Origin of the sequence: Cellulomonas composti, assembly GCF_007990245.1 — a bacterium.
Classification (GTDB): Bacteria; Actinomycetota; Actinomycetes; order Actinomycetales; family Cellulomonadaceae; genus Cellulomonas; species Cellulomonas composti.
Genome location: NZ_BJWG01000006.1, coordinates 120085 through 139960, shown reverse-complemented (window position 1 = coordinate 139960; position 19876 = coordinate 120085). Strand labels below are relative to the sequence as shown.

Sequence of the window (19876 nt, the reverse complement as noted above, 5' to 3'; positions counted from 1 at the left end):
CGTCATGGCTCATCTGCTCGGCGCGGACCGCGTCACCCTCACGCTCGGCACGCGCGTCCTGCTCGACGGCGTGAGCCTGGGGCTCGACGACGGTCAGCGCATCGGCGTCGTCGGCCCCAACGGCGCGGGCAAGTCCACGCTGCTGCGCGTCCTCGCGGGCGTCCAGGATCCCGACGAGGGACGCGTGACGCGTGCCGGCGGCGTCCGCCTCGCGATGCTCGACCAGCGCGACGAGGTGGCCTCGGGCACGGTGCTCGACGCCGTGCACGGCGACGCGGACGCGCACGAGTGGGCCTCGGACGCGCGGATCCGCGCGGTGCACGCGGGCCTGCTGCCGGACGTCGACCTCGGCGCGGACCTCGCGAGCCTGTCCGGCGGACAGCGTCGTCGCGTGGCCCTGGCCGCACTGCTGGTCCGCGACGACGAGGTCCTGGTCCTCGACGAGCCCACCAACCACCTCGACGTCGAGGGCGTGGCCTGGCTGGCCGAGCACCTGGCGCAGCGGTTCGGCGGCCGCGGCCCCGGCGCGCTCGTCGTCGTGACGCACGACCGCTGGTTCCTCGACGCGGTGTGCACGCGCACGTGGGAGGTGCACGACGGCGCGGTGGACCAGTACGACGGCGGGTACGCGGCCTACGTGCTCGCGCGCGCCGAGCGCGCCCGGACCGCGTCGACCACCGAGGAGAAGCGGCAGAACCTGCTGCGCAAGGAGCTCGCGTGGCTGCGCCGCGGCGCGCCCGCGCGCACGTCCAAGCCCAAGTTCCGCCTCGACGCCGCGGCCGCGCTCATCGCCGACGAGCCGCCGCCGCGCGACCGCATGGAGCTGTCGCGGATGGCCACCGCGCGCCTCGGCAAGGACGTGCTGGACGTCGAGGACGTCACCGTGCGGTTCGGTACGCGCACGCTGCTCGACGGTGTGACGTTCCGCCTCGGCCCGGGCGACCGGATCGGCGTCGTCGGCGTCAACGGCGCGGGCAAGACGACGCTGCTGCGGCTGCTGTCCGGACGTCTGACCCCCGACGCGGGCCGGGTCAAGCGCGGCAAGACCGTGCAGGTGGCCGAGCTACGGCAGGACGTCGAGGACCTCGATGAGCTCGCGGACCTGCGTGTCGTCGAGGTCGTCGAGCGCGAGAAGCGCTCGGTGGTCGTCGGCGGCAAGGAGCTCACCGCCGCCCAGCTCGTCGAGCGGCTCGGCTTCGCACGCGAGCGCGCCCGCACGCCGGTGCGCGACCTGTCCGGCGGCGAGCGACGGCGCCTGCAGCTGCTGCGCCTGCTCGTCGGGGAGCCCAACGTGCTCCTGCTCGACGAGCCGACGAACGACCTGGACACCGACACGCTCGCCGCGCTCGAGGACCTGCTCGACGGCTGGCCCGGCACGCTCGTCGTCGTCTCGCACGACCGCTACCTGCTCGAACGCGTCTGCGACCGACAGGTCGCGCTGCTCGGCGACGGCGCGCTGCGCGACCTGCCCGGCGGCGTCGAGCAGTACCTGGACCTGCGTCGGGCGTCGTCGGGCGCGTTCGTCGTGGGCGGAGCGCCCGTGCCCGACGAGACCGCGTCACCCGGTGCCGGCCCCGCCGCGCCATCCACGTCCGCCGTGCCGGCGGCGTCCGCGGCCGACGTGCGCGCCGCCCGCAAGGAGGTCGCGCGCATCGAGCGACGGCTGAGCCGGATCGCGGAGCAGGAGGCGAGGCTGCACGAGCAGCTCGCCGCGCAGGCCACCGACCACACCGCCGTGCTGCGCCTGGACGCGGACCTGCGCGCGCTGGCCGACGAGCGCGCGTCGCTCGAGGAGTCCTGGCTCGAGGCGGCCGAGCTCGCCGAGTGACCGTGCTGGTTCGTCGGGCTGGTTCGTCGGGCTGGTTCGTCGGACGGTCAGTGCGCGTCGAACGGGGTGACGACCTGGCGCAGCAGCTCGGCGAGGCGGACGCGGTCGGGCTCGGGCAGGTCGCCCAGGAGCGTGCGCTCGGTGTCGAGCAGGTCGGCGAACGCGTTGTCGACGCGCGTCAGGCCGGCGTCGGTGAGCTGCACGAGGACGCCGCGGCGGTCGTCGGGGGACGGGCCGCGCTCGACGAGCCCCTTCTCGGCGAGGCGGTCGATGCGGTTCGTCATGGTCCCGGAGGTGACGAGCGTGAGGTTGAGCAGCGTGCCGGGGGAGAGGCGGTAGGGCTCGCCGGCGCGGCGCAGCGCGGCCAGCACGTCGAACTCCCAGGTCTCCAGGTCGTGCCGGGCGAACGCTCCGCGACGGGCCAGGTCCAGGTGCCGGGCGAGCCGGCTCACGCGCGAGAGGACCTCGAGCGGGCGGACGTCCAGGTCGGGGCGCTCGCGGTGCCAGGCCTCGACGATGCGGTCGACCTCGTCGTGCGCACCCTCGTCGCCAGCCATGAGGCCGAGATTACTCGACGTCGACATTCTTGGTGGCGGACCAGGGTCCCGTGTCAGCGCGAGCGCCTGCCCTGGTCGACGGAGACCTTGGTCAGCGAGGGCCGCCGCTCCAGGCCCGCGAGGCCGTTCCACGCGAGGTTCACCAGGTGCGCGGCGACCTCCGTCTTGCCCGGACGGCGCGCGTCGAGCCACCACTGGCCGGTCAACGCGACCATCCCGACGAGCATCTGCGCGTACATCGGGGCGGTCTTCGGGTCTTGGTTCTGGGCGCGGAACTGGTCCGCGAGCATGTGCTCCACCTGCGTGGCGACGTCGCCGATCAGGCTCGAGAACGTGCCCGTGGCCTGCGCGACCGGGGAGTCGCGTACCAGGATGCGGAACCCGTCCTCGGACGTCTCGATGTAGGTGAGCAGTGCGAGCGCCGTCCGCTCGACGAGCACCTTGGGGTGCCCGCCGCCCTCGAGCGCGCCGCTGAGCGCGCCGGTCAGCGCCTGGATCTCGCGGTCGACGACGACGGCGTAGATCCCCTCCTTGCCCCCGAAGTGCTCGTACACGACAGGCTTCGATACCTCGGCGCGCGCCGCGATCTCCTCGACGCTCGTGCCTTCGAACCCCTTCTCGGCGAACAGCTTGCGCGACACGTCCAGCAGCTGCGCACGCCGCTGCACGCCCGTCATGCGGGAACGAGGCACCCGCTTGGAGTCCGAGGTCACGCGCCCATCATGCCGTGCCCCCGCCCGTTCCCGGCGGCACACCCACCCCGACCCCCACCCATACCCCTCGGCGAGTGGGTGGCCTGGCAGACTTGGGCGCCGTCGGGCGTGCCCGGCGTTCCGCCCTGGTGTAACGGCAGCACGCAGGCCTTTGGAGCCTTGCAGTCCAGGTTCGAATCCTGGGGGCGGAGCACAAGCAGAACGCCGTACCTTCGTCGAGAGACCTGGAGTTCCACGCACCAGACTGGCCAGGAGGGCGAGCATGCCAGCGCACGTCGTCGCGGTTCGCCCCGTGCTCCTCGTCGCACCGTCGACCGCCCTCCTCGCGCGCGTCCACGCCGTGGTCCCCGCGATCCGCCGCCGGCCGGGTGAGCCGTGAGCCTTCGGCCGTGGGCCGCCTCGAAGCGGTGGATGTACGCGGGCGGGCGCCCCAACCGCCTCGCGCGGTGGCTCAACGACGTCAGCGCGTGGCAGTACCGGCACGGCATCCTCACGCTCGGCGGTCGCGGCGTGACGCTCGAGGTCCGGGGCCGCGCCTCGGGACGCGCGGTCGAGTTCCCGCTCGTGCTCGTCCGTCTCGGCGGGCAGCGGTACGTCGTCTCCATGCTGGGTGCCGAGGCGCAGTGGGTGCGCAACCTGCGGGCCGACGAGGGACGCGCGGTGCTGCGCGCGCCGCACCCCGAGCCGGTGCGCCTCGTCGAGGTCCCGGTCGAGCAGCGGGCGCCGATCCTGCGCCGCTACCTCGACCTCGCACCCGGAGCGCGCCCGCACGTGAGCGTGGACCGGCGCGCACCGCTCGCGGAGTTCGAGAAGATCGCCGCGGACTACCCCGTGCTGCGGGTCGAGTCCGCCTGACGCGTCAGCGCCGCCGGCGCACGAGCCGGCGCACGTCGGTCGCGACGAGCGCACCGCCCACGAGCAGCGCCTGGAACGGGAGCCGCGCGAGGCGCTTGGCGTCGGTGTCCAGACCGAAGGCGTCGCGGTGCTCGACGAGCTGGGCGACGTTGCCGGGGAAGACGGCGACGAAGAACGCCGCGGCCGTCACACCGACCCAGGCCCGCGCGGGCTGGCGCCACGTCGTCGCCAGCGCCGCACCGAGGGCGAGCTCGACGACGCCCGAGCCGACGACCACGGTGTCCGGGTCGAGGGGCAGCCACGGCGGCACCTGGGCCCGGAACTCCTCGCGGGCCACCGTCAGATGGGTCGCGCCGGCCGTCAGCAGGATCGCTGCGAGCGTGAGCTGGCCCGCGGCACGTGCTACGCGCCCGCTTCGGGACGTTGCGGGGTCGGGCGGGATCGGTGATGTCGCCGTGGTCATGCCGTCGATCGTCGTCGTGCGCGGAGCGTGCCGCACCCGGGGCCGACGAACGGGCGGGCGTCAGGCGGGGGCGAGGAGCCAGTCCAGGACCTGGTCGGCGGACCAGCCGTCGGGGTGCAGCTCGGCGAGCCGCTGCGCGCCGGACAGGTCGGAGCCGAGGGTCAGGAGGGTCTCCTCGGCCTCCCCGGTCGGTCTCGTCTGACCGAGGCCGACGTCGGCGGACAGCGCGTTGCACAGGCAGACGCGGTTGACCGTGTCCTCGACGGTGCCGCCCTTGCGCACGTACATGTCCACGGGCTCGGCGGGGCACCGGAAGCCGACGCGGTTGTCGTCGCGCATGTAGGGCGTGCGCAGGTACCCGAGGTCGCACAGCCGCGGCCGGGCGTCGCGCAGCCCGAGGTCGGACAGCGTGCCCTCGAGCTGCACGACCTTGAACGGGAAGCCGGTCGGGGACGCCTCACCGTCGGTGAGGACCTCCAGCTCGCCCGCACGCAGCTTGGTCAGCAGCTGGTCACGCAGGTCCGGGGTGAGGCCGGAGTCGGAGCTCAGCGCGAACGCCGTGCCGACCTGGACGCCGACCGCACCGGACTCCACGGCGTCCCGGACGCCCTCGGGCGTGCCGCGCGAACCGGCGAGCCAGAACGGCAGGCCGACCGCCGCCATCTTCGCGACGTTCGCCTGGTCCCGCTCGCCGAACACCGGCTGACCGCGCTCGTCGCGCACGGGCCGTCCGCGCGGCGGCGCGTTGTGGCCACCGGCCAAAGGCCCCTCGACGACGAAGCCGTCGGGTCGGATCGACGGGTCGCGCATGAGGTAGGCCGCGAGGGCCTCGCTCGAGACGATCGCGAGGAACATCGGTCGTTCGAGCGGCGGCAGGTCGGGTCCGACGAGGTCGACGGGGTCGATCTCGACGGCGTGGTCCCCGCCGGGGTCACCGGCGACGTCGACCGGCATGCGCGTGGTGCGGTGCAGAGCGAGCTCGTTGAGCAGGTGCGGCAGGTGCCGGGGGATGCCCGCGCCGACGAGGACCGCGTCGACCCCTGCCAGCATCGCGCCGTAGGCCGCGGCCGGCAGCGCCATCTGGACCTTCTCGAGGAAGTTGATGCCGACGCGGCCGTTGTGGCCCTCCTTGGCGAGCCACACCTCGACGAAGTTGGCCAGGACGGTCAGCTCCTGCATCGCGCGGCTGGGACGCAGGCTCAGCCGCGTGACCGGCCGGTACGGCGCACCGGGCGCGCGGCCGCCGACCTTGAGGTGGCGGGCCAGCACGCGCTGGACGATCGCGGGCACGGGGAAGGCGGCCATCGCGCGTCGGATCGAGCCGTCCTGGTCGCCGTCCTCGAGCCGGCGCGCGAGCACGAGGTCCAGCGCGGTGCCCGACACGACGCCGAGCTGGCCGCGGCGCGCGACCGCGGACGCCAGCCGCCACGACGAGACCGCGACGCCCATGCCGCCCTGGATGATCGTCGGCAGGGCGTGCCGCAGCGGCAACGTCGGTGTGAGCGTGAGCGTGGTCATGGGCGCCTTTCCTGACCTACGGTGGCGTAGGTTACGCAACCGTAGGTCAGTGTAGGGCCGAAACCTGGGGACCAACGACCTCCGGTGCTACTGGCCCATCGCGTGCACGCCGCCGTCGACGTGCACGATCTCGCCCGTCGTCGCGGGGAACCACTCGGAGAGCAGCGCGACGACCGCGCGCGCGGTCGGGTCCGCGTCGCCGACGTCCCAGCCCAGCGGCGCGCGTGCGTCCCAGCCGGCCTCGATGCCCTCGAAGCCGGGGATCGACTTGGCCGCGGTCGAGCGGATCGGGCCGGCAGCCACCAGGTTGACGCGGATGCCGTCGGGACCCAGGTCACGGGCCAGGTAGCGCGAGGTCGCCTCGAGGGCGGCCTTCGAGACGCCCATCCAGTCGTAGACGGGCCAGGCGACGCTCGCGTCGAACGTCAGCCCGACGATCGACGAGCCCCGCGAGAGCAGCGGCCGGCTCGCCATGGCGAGGGCCTTGAGCGAGTAGGCCGAGACCTCCAGCGCGGTTGCGACATCCGGCCAGGGTCCGTCCAGGAAGTGCCCGCCGAGCACGGACTGCGGCGCGAACCCGATCGAGTGCACCACCCCGTCCAGGTGGTCGGTGTACTCGCCGACGGCAGCCGCGAGCCCCTCGAGGTCGTCGGAGCTCTGGACGTCGAGCTGCACGACCGGCACGGGTGCGGGCAACCGCCGTGCGATCACCTCGGTGAGCCGCATCTGGCGGCCGAAGGAGGTCAGGACCACCTGCGCGCCCTGCTCCTGAGCGATGCGGGCCACGTGGAAGGCGATCGAGCCCTCGGTGAGGACACCGGTCACCAGGACCGTCGTGCCGTCGAGCAGCGCCATGGAGCGTCTCCCGTCGAATGCGTGCCCCGGCGGTCGGGTGCGCATCCGACGGTAGTCGCCCGACGCCGTTCGCGGTGAGCCGTCCGGCCGCGATCACTGGCGCGCGGGGCCGCAGGTGTCTCACGACGTGACGACACCCGCGATCACGAGCGGGAACAGCACGGCCAGGAACACCCCGTCGTAGGCGTGCAGCAGCGTGCTCATCCACGACGAGCGGTAGCGGCGCATCAGGGCGGCGTAGACCCAGTCGCGCGCGAGGGTGAGCGGCAGCGTCCAGATCAGGTGCAGGTGGTAGGTCGCGAACAGCACGCCGTTGGCGACGACGTCCCAGCGCCCGAACACGCCGCGCATCTTGGGCAGCAGGATGCCGCGGAAGATCAGCTCCTCGCCCAGCAGGTAGTTGAAGACGAGGAGCACGGCCAGCACGCCCAGCAGCCACCACTGCCCGACCGTCCGGGGATCGGCCAGGTTCTCGATCAGGGCGTGCTCGGGCGCCTCGAGCGCCGGGAACAGCCGCAGGAACGCGTCCTGCAGCGGGCGCAGTGGCTCCAGGTCGTCGTAGGCCAGCAGCGCGAGCGCGACCGGGAAGGTCCACGCGAGCAGCCACCACGAGCCGCGGCCGGTGCGCGGGCTCGTCGGACGGTGCAGCCACAGCCGTCTGCGCAGCGCGGCCCACGTGAACGGCCGCACCTCGTGCCGCAGTACGACGAACGCGACGACGCCCTGCCAGACCAGCCCGCCGGTGGCGAGCAGCAGGTACACGAGCCCGGGGAAGTCGGCGCGCGGCACGACGAGCACGGGCATCACGAACCAGAGCATCGCGCCCATGGGCAGCGCGGCGGCGGCCCAGATCGCCAGGATCTGCCGGAGCCGGTACTGGCCGAACTCGGCGGTGAACGTGGCGTCGGCGGACGCCTGGCGCTCGCGGTGCGCGGCGCGGCGGTCGGCCCGCGGCCGCGTCCGCTCGCCGGCCCGGGGTGGGTGGGTGGTGGTGGTCATCGGGGTCTCCGGTCGTCGTCGGTGGTGGTTCCGACGAGAGCGTCTCGGCTGCGCCGACCCCCCGGCATCGGTGACCTCCCCGACTCCGGCCCGGAAGTACCGCGCGCCCCGCTCGGGGTCCGGCAGGCCCCGACCCTGAGCCGAACCTCGGGTGGCACTGTGAGCGGGGACTCGTCGCGGGCGGCAGGGCGGCGGGGCGCACGGCGGTAGAGTTGCCGCGCGCACGGTTCCGCCGCCCGGACCCCGGGCAGACCCGCGAGGAGCACCCACAGGTGACGACCCCCCGCCCAGCAGCCGTCATCGTCCTCGCCGCAGGCGAAGGCACCCGGATGCGCTCGGCGACTCCCAAGGTCCTGCACACGATCGCCGGCCGCAGCATGCTCGGCCACGCGATCGCCGGCGCCCAGGCGCTCGAGCCGGAGCGCGTCGTCGTCGTCGTGCGGCACGGGCGGGACCAGGTGGTCGCCCACCTGCAGCAGATCGCGCCGGACGCGCTCGTCGCCGACCAGGACGACATCCCGGGCACGGGTCGCGCGGTGCAGGTCGCGATGACCACGCTCGACGCAGCGGCGCAGGCCGGGGCAGTGGTCGCGCTGGAGGCGCCCGGGGTGCCGGGGTCGGCCTCGGACGTGCTGGCGCAGGGTGCGGTCGTCGTCGTCGCCGGGGACGTGCCGCTGCTCGACGCGGGCACGCTGGGCGAGCTGCTCGCGGCGCACCACGCGGACGGCAACGCGGTGACGATCCTGACGACCGAGCTCGAGGACGCCACGGGGTACGGCCGCATCGTGCGTGAGCCCGGCACGGGGGACGTGCTCGAGATCGTCGAGCACCGGGACGCGTCCGACGAGCAGCGCGCGATCCGCGAGATCAACTCCTCCATCTACGTGTTCGACGCGGCGGTGCTGCGCGGTGCGCTCGTCGGGCTCGGTCGCAACAACGCGCAGGGCGAGGTGTACCTGACGGACGTCGTCGGCATCGCGCGGGCGCAGGGCCGGCACGTGCGCGCGCTGCGCACCGACGACCCGTTCGCGGTCGAGGGTGTCAACGACCGCGCGCAGCTCGCGGTGCTGCGCGCCGAGCTCAACCGCCGGCTGCTCGACGACTGGATGCGCGAGGGCGTCACGGTGGTCGACCCGGCGACGACCTGGGTCGACGTCGACGTCGAGCTCGAGCGCGACGTCACGCTCCTGCCGGGTACGCAGCTGCAGGGCACGACCGTGGTCCGCGAGGGCGCGAGTGTCGGGCCGGACACCACGCTCACGGACGTCGAGGTCGGCCCGGGCGCGACGGTCAGCCGTACGCAGGCGACGCTCGCGGTGATCGGCGAGGGGGTCAGCGTCGGGCCGTTCGCCTACCTTCGCCCCGGCACGGTGCTCGGCCGCGGCAGCAAGGTCGGCACGTTCGTCGAGACCAAGAACACGCAGCTCGGCGAGGGCGCCAAGGTGCCGCACCTGTCCTACATCGGCGACGCCACGGTGGGGGAGCACACCAACATCGGCGCGGCCTCCGTGACGGTCAACTACGACGGCGTGCACAAGCACCGCACGACGATCGGCGCGCACGCCCGCACCGGCGCCGACAACATGTTCGTCGCGCCGGTGACGGTCGGCGACGGCGCGTACACGGGCGCCGGCTCGGTGATCCGCCAGGACGTGCCCGCGGGCGCGCTCGCGGTGAGCGCGGGTGCGCAGCGCGTGATCGACGGCTGGGTGCTGCGCTCGCGCGCCGGGACCGCCGCCGCGACCGCTGCCGCCGCGGCGGGCGCACGGACCGGCCCTGACGAGCTGTCGCCGCAGGCGCGGGCCGAGCTCGAGCGGGCAGCGACCGCCGCTCGCGGCATCCCGGTCACGCCGCCTCCGCGGCTGCCAGACCAGCCGGCGCACCTCTCGGAGCCCCGTACCCCCCCACCCGGCAACGCCCAGCCCGGCGCCGCCGGCACGACCGAGAAGGATGCACGATGACGGGGATCATCTCCCACGACGGAGAGAAGCGGCTCGTCGTGATGTCCGGGCGCGCGCACCCGGAGCTCGCCGAGTCGGTCGCGCAGGAGCTCGACATCGAGCTCGTGCCCACGTCGTCGTACGACTTCGCGAACGGCGAGATCTACACGCGCTTCTCGGAGTCCGTCCGCGGCGCCGACGCGTTCGTGCTGCAGTCGCACGCCTCGCCCGTGATCAACAAGTGGATCATGGAGCAGCTGCTCATGGTCGACGCGCTCAAGCGCGCCTCGGCCAAGACCATCACGGTCGTCGCGCCGTTCTACGGGTACGCCCGGCAGGACAAGAAGAGCCGCGGCCGCGAGCCGATCTCCGCGCGGCTGCTCGCGGACATGTTCAAGACCGCCGGCGCCGACCGGATCATGTCGGTCGACCTGCACACCGCGCAGATCCAGGGCTTCTTCGACGGGCCGGTCGACCACCTGTGGGCCATGCCGATCCTCGTCGACTACGTGCGCTCGCGGGTCGACCTCACCAACGTCACGGTGGTCTCGCCGGACGCCGGTCGCATCCGCGTCGCGGAGCAATGGGCCGACAAGCTCGGCGGCGGTCCGCTCGCGTTCGTGCACAAGACCCGCGACGTGCGCTCGGCGAACAAGTCCGTCGCGAACCGCGTGGTGGGCGACGTCGAGGGCCGCTCGTGCGTGCTCGTCGACGACCTCATCGACACCGCGGGCACGATCTCCGAGGCCGTGCGCGTCCTCAAGGAGGCCGGCGCCAAGGACGTCATCGTCGCCGCGACGCACGGCATCCTGTCCGACCCGGCCGTCGAGCGGCTCGAGAGCTGCGGCGTGCGGGAGGTCGTCATCACCGACACGTTGCCGATCGAGGACGCCCAGCGCTTCGAGAAGCTCACCGTGCTGTCGATCGCGCCGCTCATCGCGCGCGCGATCCGTGAGGTGTTCGACGACGGCTCGGTCACCAGCCTGTTCGACGGCAACGCCTGACCGCACCGCCTGAGCGCACCGACTGGCGGCGCCGCCTGAGCGCACGGCCGGCCGGGTGGGTGATGCGCCGGGTTCGGTGCCCTGTAGCCTCGGCGCGTGCTTCCGCGGATCTGGGTCAAGGCGTACGGCGGCTGGTGGGCGCACCGCCAGGTGACCGTCCGTGCCCGTGGACCGCGCCGCCGCATCGAGGCGTCGGTGCACAAGCTCTACCTCGAGGGGTTCGGCGGCTACATCTCGCTGCTGGCCACGTTCGACGGCGCTCCGACGTTCCCGCACAAGCCGATGGGGGTCTTCATCGCGCCGGGCGCGGTGGTCGGGAAGCGTGTGACGATCTACCAGCAGGTCACGCTCGGCAAGAACGACACCGAGACGAGCCCGCGGTTCGGCTCCCCGACGATCGGCGACGACGTGTACATCGGCGCCGGTGCCAAGATCATCGGCGCGGTGACGATCGGCGCGCGGTCCCGGATCGGCGCGGGCGCCGTCGTCGTGCAGGACGTCCCGGCCGACTCGACGGTCGTTGCAGCGCCCGTGCGGACCATCGCGCGACCCGCGGCCGGCTGAGCACGGCCGCTCGCGCCGCCGCGCGCGACCTGCCGGTTTCGGACCCGGGACCTCTTGCGGGTAAGATCCTCAGGTTGCCTCGGCGAGGGACGCCGGACGGTCCACGGACCGCCCCGGGTCCGTGATCGACCTGGCGAGCGCCTCCGCGTGCCCGTCCTGTGTCCCGCGTCGAGGCCACCGTCGGCCCCCGTGCCGCCCACGTCTGACTAGCAGTTCCTCTGCCGTTCGCCGCGCCCGGTCCATCACCGGGTGCCCTGCTCCTGGGAGTCCCCGTGTCCGAGGTCAAGCTCGCCGCCACCACCCGTTCCGAGTTCGGCAAGGGCGCCGCGCGCCGCCTGCGCCGGTCCGGCCAGATCCCGGCCGTCCTGTACGGGCACGGCCTCGACCCGGTGCACGTCGCGCTCCCGGGTCACGAGACGATGCTCGCGGTGAAGCACGCCAACGCGCTGTTCGCGATCGAGCTCGACGGCAAGACGACGCTCGCGATCACCAAGGACGTCCAGCGCGAGCCGGTCAAGAACGTCATCGAGCACATCGACCTGCTGATCGTCCGCAAGGGCGAGAAGGTCGAGGTCGAGGTGCCGGTCCAGGTCGTCGGCGAGTCCTACCCGGGCACGATCCACGTGGTCGAGACCCAGACGCTCGCGCTCGAGGCCGAGGCGACGCACCTGCCCGCCGCGGTCGTGGTCGACATCGAGGGCCTCGAGGCAGGTGCCATCGTGCACGCGGGCTCGATCACGCTGCCCGAGGGTTCGACGCTCGTCACCGACGCCGAGGCGATCATCGTGACGATCACGCAGCCGCAGGTCTCCGCCGAGGACCTCGGCGAGGCCACCGAGGGCGAGGCCGCCGAGGCCTGATCCTCGTCAGCTCACGACGCCCGGTACCGTCTGGTGCCGGGCGTCGTCGTCTCGGCGACGAGGGCCGCTCGTCGCCCGCTCACCCTGGAGGAAGCGTGACCGCCGGACCGTGGCTCGTCGTCGGGCTGGGCAACCCCGGCCCGCAGTATGCGGGCAACCGGCACAACGTCGGCCAGATGGTGCTCGACGAGCTGGCGCGCCGGACCGGCGTCACGTTCGGCGCGCGCGGGGGCGGGCTGCTGTCCAAGCGCCCCCAGGCGGCGGTCGCCGAGGCTCGGCTCGGCGTGCTGCCGGGCGGCGCGCCGGGGCCGCGCGTCGTGCTGGCCAAGCCGACGACGTACATGAACGTCTCGGGCGGACCGGTCGCCGCGCTCGCGCGCTACTACGACGTCCCGGCCGAGCGCGTCGTCATGGTGCACGACGAGCTGGACATCCCCTTCGCCGACGTCCGCCTGAAGAAGGGCGGCGGCGAGGGCGGTCACAACGGGCTGCGGGACACGACGAAGGCGCTGGGCACGAAGGACTACGTCCGCGTGCGCGTCGGGGTCGGGCGCCCGCCGGGGCGGATGGACGCCGCCGACTTCGTGCTGCGCAACTTCACCGCGGCCGAGGCCAAGGACGTGCCCTGGCTCGTGGACGCCGCGGCGGACGCGGTCGAGCTCGTCGTCGCACAGGGTCTCGAGGCCGCCCAGCTGCGCTACCACACCAAGGGCTGACGGCCGCCGGCTCGCCTCAGATGTTGGTGCGGGCGACGTCGCCGCCGTCGACCCACACGTTCGCCCGCAGGTCGAGCGCCCAGGCCGTCGGGACGCGGATCGCGCAGTTGCGGTAGAGCTGACCCCGGCCGAACGTGTTGTCCGCGAGCGTGACGCCGCTCGGCGCGGTCTCCATCACCTTGATGTTGACCGAGCACGCGCCGCCGTCGATCTTGTTGCCGGAGATGGTCAGGGCCGAGACGGCCCCGCTGTCCTGCGTGAGCATCACGGCGGCGTTGTTCGCGCCCGAGATCGTGTTGTTCCGGATCACGATGTCGGTCCCCTGCTGGATCTGGACCGAGTCCGCGTGGCTGGGGGAGCCGCCCCAGTTGGGGTCCTGCTCGTAGACCGAGTTGTCGTGCAGCCAGGAGGACTCGACGAGCACGTGCGATCCGTGGATGTGCACCGTGTCGACGACGTTCGAGATCTCGACGCGGCGCAGCGTGAAGTTCCAGCCCTTGACGCCGTCGACGTTGGGACTGGCCGTCTGGGCGGACAGCGTCGAGTCCTCGATCGTGACCGAGTAGGCGTCGCCCTGGACCCGGACCAGGTCGTTCGTCTGCGGTACGGCGGTGCCCCGGATGTAGCTGTTGCGGATGACGACGTTCTTCGCCCGGACCGAGACGTAGCCACGGATGTCCCAGCCGTCGATCACGGTGCCGTCGGCGGTGATGGTCACGTTGCCGTCCTGCACCTTGGTGATCTTGGTGCCCGGCGGGACGCCGATCGTCGTCGGCGTGGTGGGCACCGGCTGCAGCGTGCGGACCGTGACGTCGTCGTAGCGGATCGTCACGGGCGCCGTCGTCGCTTCCCGCGCGACCGACGCGGTCACACCGACCGCGCCGGCGCTCTGCAGGTTCGTCGTGGAGCTGGTGGTGCTGGACAGCCAGTCGGTGGGCTCGGTGGTTCCCGAGCGCCACACCTTCGCGCGGATGGTCGTCGGCGACGTGCCGGTGACCTGGACACGGACCTGGAGCTTGGCGCTCGTGCGCGCGGTGAGGTCGGGCAGCCGGACGCTCGCGACCGTGCTCGAACCGGCGACCAGTGCGACGGTGGAGGCGCGCGCCGACTGCAGGCGCAGCCGCACCCCGTAGTCCTTGCCGGCGATGCGGCGCCCCGAGAAGGTCAGCGTGGTCGCGCCGCCCCAGGGCAGCTTGTCGATCGCGACCGATGTGCGCAGGTCGACGTCGGTCGCGGAGATCGACGACAGGAGCGCGGAGCTCGTCGCGCCCGCGGCGAGCTTGAGCGTGCCGGTGGTGCCGGAGACGGCGAAGGGCGATGCCGCACTGGCCTGCCAGGCGCCGCCGACCTCGGCCGCGCCCCACCCGGTCGAGAGCTTGCGGGTGAACGTGTCGTTGGCGGCCACGGCCCAGGCGGTCTGCCCGCTCGGCTTCGCGGTGGCACCCGCGGCGGGGGTGATCGCGGCGGACGCGACGGCGGCGGCGAGCGCGAGGACGAGCGCAGTGCGCCCGGTGCGGCGCGCGTGGCGCGGGCGGGGCAACAGGGGCATGGCGGGCTCCAGTCGATGTCGGTCTGGAGGGGGTCTCGGCCCCGGGACCGGCACTCTTGAGCCAGCCGTCGCATTTCGACGATCTCGCGCAAAGGGGACAAATACGGTGAAGACGACCCTTCGGCTGATACCGCCGACCCGCTGACCAGGCGAGATACGGACGTGGCGCCTCGTCAAGTGTGGCGAACATCACAGTGTGTCACCGAGCGAACGGCGTACGAAATGGTGTCATTTGCGCTATCAGCGCGAAATGTCGGACTCGTGGCGAATGTGTCACCCGTCGTGGCGCAGCACGCGCGCCCGGGCACGCCGCCCCAGCGTGAGGACACGTGGGCGCAGGTCGCGCAGCTGCTGGCGGCGGCGTTGCCGGGTGTGGTCCGCGGCCAGCTCGCGCAGCAACCGCTCGCCGGCCGCCTCGTCGTCGACAAGGCCGCGCTCGGCCCAGAACGCGGCGAGCTCGGCGCGCGCGGCCTCGTCGAGGCGCGGCACGGCGTTGCGGTGCACGCCGAACACGGGTGCACCGCTCGAGCGGGCGGTCTCCACGACCTCACGCACGCCCTCGAGGGTCGCGGCGCGGGGCCACACGACGGGGTTCGCGTCGTCGGTGAGCTCGAGCGCGCGTTCGAGCGTGCCGTCGCGCCGCAGCAACCACCCGGCGTACAGGAAGTACTCGGTGAGCTCGCGCTCGACGAACTCCTGCGCGAACGGCCGGCCCGCGCGCGCGGCGACGTCCGCGGTCACGGCGAGCACGGTCGCCACCTCGAGCGTGAACGGCGTGACGGTCGCGGCGAAGCGGTCGAGTGCGTCCTCGACCGGCAGCCCGAGGTACGTCAGGACGTGCTCGAGCGCCGGCCGCAGCGGATGGGTCCGGTAGCCGTAGGCCCGCACGCGCGGTCGGCCGTCGGGTCCGACGAACGTGCCCGGTTCGGGCGCGGCGACCAGGTGGTTCTTGGCGTCGAGGGTCACGTACGCGGCGGTGTCGACGAGTGCGGCGACCGCGAGCTTGAGGACCTGCTGCGAGCGCCAGCCGGACGCCGTGGGCAGTGCGCAGACCTCGTCGGGCCGGAGCAGACGCACGGACCCGGCATGCGGTCCGTAGGCCGCGAGAAGTCGGCGACGAGCCTGCGCCGAGAGCCCGCGCGCGGTGTTGTCCAGCACGACGACCGGGTGACCGGGCTCCAGGTGACGGGCGAACGAGCGCGCCTGCAGCTCGAGCAGCAGCAGCTCCGCCTCGAACACCGGCGTCACGAACGTGAGCCGTTCCACGCATTCACCTCCGCCCCACCGTCGGACCGGAGCCTAGCGGCGCCGGTGCCGGATGAGCGGGCGGTCCGACGCGCAGGGCCCGCCCCCGCCGGAGCGGGAACGGGCCCTGCGGACCTCGGCCTGACGTCGAGACGTCAGATGTTGGTCCGGGCGACCACGCCGCCGTCGACCCACACGTTGTTGCGCATGTCGAGCGACCAGGCCGTGGGGACCCGGACCGCGCAGTTCTTGTAGATCTGGCCGCGGCCGAACACGTTGTCGGCGATCGTGACGTACGTGGGCGCGTTCGTCGTCGACTTGATGTTGATGCTGCACGCGCCGCCGTCGATCGAGTTGCCGGTGACCTGCAGGTTCGCCACCGCACCAGCGTCCTGCGTGAGCATGAGCGCGGCGTTGCCCGCCCCGGAGATCGTGTTGTTCCGGATCGTGATGTTCGTGCCCGCCTGGATCTGGATGGAGTCCGAGTGGCTCGGGGTGCCGCCCCAGTTCGGGTCCTCGAGGAAGTGCGCGTTGTCGTGCAGCCACGAGTTCTCCACGACGACGTTGCTGCCGTGGATGTGCACCGGGTCGATGACCGCGGCGATCTCGACACGTCGCAGGGTGAAGTTCCAGCCCTTGACGCCGTCCTGGTTCGGGGTCCTGGTGCTCGCGACGAGCGTCGAGTCCTCGACCAGCACGGAGTAGCCGTCACCCTGCACGCGCAGCAGGTCGTTCGTCTGCGGCACGTCCGTGCCACGGATGTACGTGTTGCGGATGACGACGTTCTTGGCCTTGACCGTCACGTAGCCGTGGATGTCCCAGCCGTCGATCACGGTGTTGTCGGCCGTGATCGTGAGGTTGCCGTCGTACACGCGCGTGATCGTCGTGCCCGCGGGCACACCGATGCTGCTGCCGGGCGCGACGACCTCCGAGTCGTCGGTGGTCGAGTCGTCGATGTTCGTCGCGGACGTCCCGGTCACGCGCAGGTCCTGGTAGGAGACCGTGAGCGGAACCGAGGTCGCCGCACCCGCGAGGTACGCGCTCAGCGCGAACGAGCCGGGCACCTGGTAGGCCGCGAGCGTGCCGGAGCCGGAGACCTGCCAGTCGGCGGGTTCCGCCGACGCGACGGGCCAGGCCTTGGCGCGCACGGTCGTCGGGGAGCTGCCGGTCACCTGCAGGCGGACCCGGAACTTGTCGCCCGGCTTGACCGCACCGAGCGAGATGCTCTTCAGCGCCGTGCCGCCCTCCATCGCCGAGAGCTGCGCGGTGCCGTCGGTGAGGTACTTGAGACGTGCGGCGTAGCCCTCGGAGCCGACGACGCGCCCGATCACGGAGACCTGCGCGGCGCCGCCGGTGGCGGCCTTGTCCACCGCGACCGTCACCTGCGAGTCGGTGTCCAGCGACGAGATCCCGGCGAGCGACGACGTGCGCGTGGAGCCCGCGGCCGTGATCACCTGGCGAGCCGTGCCGGCCGACGTCGAGTAGTTCGCCACGGCGCCGATGTGCGTCCAGCTCCCACCGCTGGCGGCGGCGCCCCAGCCGTTGCTGCGCGTCGCGGTGAAGGCGTCGGAGGCCAACGGCGCGGCGACCGGGGCGGTCACGGTGACCGTACGGCTCGTCGAGGCCGTGGCGCCGTCGTCGTCGGTGACCTGCAGCGCGACCGTGTAGGTGCCCGCCGCGGTGTAGGTGTGGCTCGTGGTGCGGCCGGTGCCGGTGGTGCCGTCGCCGAACGTCCACGCGTAGGACGCGACCGTCCCGTCGGCGTCGACCGACGTCGACCCGTCGAACGTGGCGAGCAGGTCGGCCGCGCTCGAGGTGAACGCGGCGGTCGGGGCCTTGTTCGGCTCGGTCGTCGTGACCGTGCGCGAGCTGCTCGTACGGGCGCCGCGGTTGTCCGTCACGGTCAGGGTCACCGTGAAGGTGCCCGCCGTCGCGTACGTGTGGGTCGCGGTGCGGCCGGTGCCGGTGGTGCCGTCGCCGAAGTTCCAGGCGTAGGCCGTGAGCGTCCCGTCGGGGTCGGCCGAGGCGCTCGCGTCGAGGTCCACGACCAGGTCCTGGCCGCCGGTCGTGAAGCTCGCGGACGGGGCCTTGTTCGGCTCGACCGCGGTGACGGTGTTGACGGTGGACGTCGTCGCCCCGTCGTCGTCGGTCACGGTGAGCGTCACCGGGTACACACCTGCGGCGGCGTACGCGTGGGTCGCGGTGCGGCCGGTGCCGGTCGTGCCGTCGCCGAAGCTCCAGCGGTACGCGGTGATCGTGCCGTCGGGGTCGGTCGAGCCGGCGGCGTCGACCGTGACGTCGAGGTCGTTCGCGGCGGTGGTGAACGCGGCCACCGGCGGCTTGTTGGGCTCGACAGCGGTGACGCTCCGGGTCGTGGTGGCGGTCGCGCCCTCGTCGTCCCGGACGGTGAGCGAGACGGTGTAGGTGCCTGCCGCCGCGTACGTGTGCGTCGCGGTGCGGCCGGTGCCGGTCGTGCCGTCGCCGAAGCTCCACGCGTAGGACGCGAGCGTGCCGTCAGGGTCCGACGAGCCCGCGGCGTCGACGGTGACGTTGAGGTCCTTGCCACCCGTGACGAAGGACGCGACCGGCGCCACGTTCGGTGCGCGGACCGCGACGGAGGCCGTCGCCCGGCCCACCGCGCCGTCGTTGTCGGTCACCGTGAGCGTGACCGGGTAGGTGCCGGTCGCGGCGTAGGTGTGCGTGGGCGTGGCCGACGACGAGGTCGCGCCGTCGCCGAACGTCCAGGCGTACGACGACACCGAACCGTCGGTGTCGTACGAACCGGTGCCGCTGAACCGCGCCGTCAGGGCATCGACCGACGACGTGATCACGGCGGTCGGCGGTGCGTCCAGGACGGCGACCGGAGCGGTGGTCGTCACCGCGAGATCGTCGTACGCGAACGTCAGTGGGGCGTTCGTGACACTGCCCGACAGGTATGCCGAGAGGCTGACGCCGCCGGCCGTCTGCAGGCCCGCGGTCGAGCTCGTGGCGGTGACCTGCCACGCGGCGGGCTCGGCGGTGCCGGCGCGCCATGCCTTGGCGCGCACGGTCGTCGGGCTGGTGCCCGTGACCTGCAGGCGCACGGTGAGTCGGTCGCCGGGGGTGACGGTGCCCGGCAGCGCCACGGCGGTCCCGGCGGTCCCGGCGTCGACGGTCGCGAGCGTCGCGGCTCCGCCGGCGGTGAGCCGCACCTTGGCGCCGTACTCGAGCGTCCCGACGAGGCGGCCGACGAAGGTCAGGTGCGTGCCGGAGCCGGTCTGGACCTTGTCCGGCGAGACCGTCACGGTCATGTCGGTGTCGGTCGACGAGACGGACGGCAGGCCGGCACTGATGGTCGAGCCGGCGCGCGGCACCGTGAGGGCGCCGGTGCCCCCGGCAACCGCGAAGTTGGCCGAGGCGTTGTGCTTCCAGAGGCCGCCGGCGTCGGCGGCGCCCCAGCCGGTCAGGCCGGCGCGCGTGAACGCGTCAGCGGCGAGCTGCGGCCACTCGTCGCGGTAGACGGCACCTGCCGTGCCCTCGACGGCGAGGGCGCTGGAGGGTACGAGCGCGGCGACGACCGCGCCGGCGAGGGCGGCGGCGACCGAGGTGCGCACGATCCTGCGCGCCCGGGTGCGTCTTGTGAAAAGCATGAGACTCCCTTTGGAAACGGAAATTCGGGGACAAAGATCGACATTGCGGGGCGACCGAGGCGATTTACTACGCGTCAACGGTGACCTCGGTCAACTGCCGCATACGCGGACAAAGGTCCTCACGGTTGGGACCGGTCTCAGGGTGCAAAGCCGCTGACCAGGAGGTTCACCCAAAAGGAGCAACGCGCGTTGTGGCGGAAATCACAGGTGAAATGTGTTCACCCGATCGTGGAGATTTCTGTCCGTTTTGCCCCACCTGCGCACGCGATGTCCGGGTGGCATTCGGGCAGGAATGTCCGGTTCCCCCTTGGAGCGCTTCCTGAGAATGTCCTGGGAATGACATCGACGTGAGACGCGCGACCTGCGGCGACGCTCGACGAAGCGGATGCGGAGCCGCGGGTGCGGCCGCCGGCGAGGTGGGCGCACCAGGGGCTGCGCCCTTGCGCGCATCGGTGCGCGTAGGGACGCGCCGAAGGTCGGGGCGAGGTGACGGCTCGCGAGCCGCGCCCGAGGCCGAGGTCGAGCCCGGCGCGGAGGTCGGGCCGGGGCGGGGCGGGCGGGTGAACGCGCCCGCCGACCGG

16 protein-coding genes and 1 tRNA gene are annotated in these 19876 nt (G+C 72.9%); 8 read left to right on the top strand and 9 right to left on the bottom strand.

Features of this window, described 5'->3' with window-relative positions:
- Nucleotides 1-4: 4 nt before the first annotated feature.
- A complete protein-coding gene (locus CCO02nite_RS08250) occupies nt 5-1828 on the top strand; it encodes an ABC-F family ATP-binding cassette domain-containing protein (RefSeq protein ID WP_146842651.1) in 1824 nt (607 codons plus the stop codon).
- A gap of 47 nt (nt 1829-1875) precedes the next feature.
- On the opposite strand, the gene CCO02nite_RS08245 is transcribed toward CCO02nite_RS08250, so the two are convergent.
- Complete coding sequence (locus tag CCO02nite_RS08245; RefSeq protein WP_146842650.1) at nt 1876-2385, bottom strand: MarR family winged helix-turn-helix transcriptional regulator; 510 nt, start codon at nt 2383-2385, stop codon at nt 1876-1878.
- Nucleotides 2386-2438: 53 nt separating this feature from the next.
- A complete protein-coding gene (locus CCO02nite_RS08240; protein ID WP_146842730.1) occupies nt 2439-3062 on the bottom strand; it encodes a TetR/AcrR family transcriptional regulator in 624 nt (207 codons plus the stop codon).
- Nucleotides 3063-3217: 155 nt separating this feature from the next.
- Here CCO02nite_RS08240 and CCO02nite_RS08235 point away from each other — a divergent pair.
- A tRNA-Gln gene (locus CCO02nite_RS08235) sits at nt 3218-3289 on the top strand.
- 184 nt (nt 3290-3473) lie between these two features.
- Nucleotides 3474-3953, top strand: a complete 480-nt coding sequence (locus CCO02nite_RS08230; protein WP_246117428.1) for a nitroreductase/quinone reductase family protein — start codon at nt 3474-3476, stop codon at nt 3951-3953.
- A 4-nt stretch (nt 3954-3957) separates the two neighbouring features.
- Here the strand turns inward: CCO02nite_RS08230 and CCO02nite_RS08225 are convergent, their stop codons facing one another.
- From CCO02nite_RS08225 to CCO02nite_RS08210, 4 genes are all read right to left on the bottom strand, one after another.
- Nucleotides 3958-4416, bottom strand: a complete 459-nt coding sequence (locus CCO02nite_RS08225; RefSeq protein WP_146842649.1) for a DoxX family protein — start codon at nt 4414-4416, stop codon at nt 3958-3960.
- Between the two features lie 60 nt (nt 4417-4476).
- Complete coding sequence (locus tag CCO02nite_RS08220) at nt 4477-5934, bottom strand: nitronate monooxygenase (protein ID WP_146842648.1); 1458 nt, start codon at nt 5932-5934, stop codon at nt 4477-4479.
- An 87-nt stretch (nt 5935-6021) separates the two neighbouring features.
- Complete coding sequence (fabI, locus tag CCO02nite_RS08215) at nt 6022-6789, bottom strand: enoyl-ACP reductase FabI (protein WP_146842647.1); 768 nt, start codon at nt 6787-6789, stop codon at nt 6022-6024.
- Between the two features lie 120 nt (nt 6790-6909).
- On the bottom strand, nt 6910-7788 hold the full coding sequence (locus tag CCO02nite_RS08210; protein WP_146842646.1) for a CPBP family intramembrane glutamic endopeptidase: 879 nt from the start codon (nt 7786-7788) through the stop codon (nt 6910-6912).
- Between the two features lie 272 nt (nt 7789-8060).
- Between CCO02nite_RS08210 and glmU the strand changes: the two genes are divergently transcribed.
- From glmU to pth, 5 genes are all read left to right on the top strand, one after another.
- Complete coding sequence (gene glmU, locus CCO02nite_RS08205) at nt 8061-9749, top strand: bifunctional UDP-N-acetylglucosamine diphosphorylase/glucosamine-1-phosphate N-acetyltransferase GlmU (protein WP_146842645.1); 1689 nt, start codon at nt 8061-8063, stop codon at nt 9747-9749.
- Nucleotides 9746-10732 carry a ribose-phosphate diphosphokinase gene (locus CCO02nite_RS08200; protein WP_146842644.1) on the top strand — a complete coding sequence of 329 codons (987 nt, stop codon included), beginning with the start codon at nt 9746-9748 and terminating at the stop codon, nt 10730-10732. The genes glmU and CCO02nite_RS08200 overlap by 4 nt, the downstream gene beginning before the upstream one ends.
- Nucleotides 10733-10828: 96 nt before the next feature.
- On the top strand, nt 10829-11296 hold the full coding sequence (locus tag CCO02nite_RS15865) for a serine O-acetyltransferase (protein ID WP_222593171.1): 468 nt from the start codon (nt 10829-10831) through the stop codon (nt 11294-11296).
- A gap of 272 nt (nt 11297-11568) precedes the next feature.
- Nucleotides 11569-12156, top strand: a complete 588-nt coding sequence (locus CCO02nite_RS08190; protein WP_146842643.1) for a 50S ribosomal protein L25/general stress protein Ctc — start codon at nt 11569-11571, stop codon at nt 12154-12156.
- Between the two features lie 95 nt (nt 12157-12251).
- On the top strand, nt 12252-12872 hold the full coding sequence (gene pth, locus CCO02nite_RS08185) for an aminoacyl-tRNA hydrolase (protein ID WP_146842642.1): 621 nt from the start codon (nt 12252-12254) through the stop codon (nt 12870-12872).
- A 16-nt stretch (nt 12873-12888) separates the two neighbouring features.
- On the opposite strand, the gene CCO02nite_RS08180 is transcribed toward pth, so the two are convergent.
- From CCO02nite_RS08180 to CCO02nite_RS08170, 3 genes are all read right to left on the bottom strand, one after another.
- Complete coding sequence (locus tag CCO02nite_RS08180; protein WP_146842641.1) at nt 12889-14421, bottom strand: right-handed parallel beta-helix repeat-containing protein; 1533 nt, start codon at nt 14419-14421, stop codon at nt 12889-12891.
- Nucleotides 14422-14694: 273 nt separating this feature from the next.
- Entirely contained in the window at nt 14695-15687 is a 993-nt protein-coding gene (locus CCO02nite_RS08175; protein WP_146842640.1) for a DUF6492 family protein, read from the bottom strand.
- A 134-nt stretch (nt 15688-15821) separates the two neighbouring features.
- Nucleotides 15822-19295 carry a PKD domain-containing protein gene (locus CCO02nite_RS08170; RefSeq protein WP_146842639.1) on the bottom strand — a complete coding sequence of 1158 codons (3474 nt, stop codon included), beginning with the start codon at nt 19293-19295 and terminating at the stop codon, nt 15822-15824.
- Between the last annotated feature and the right edge of the window lie 581 nt (nt 19296-19876).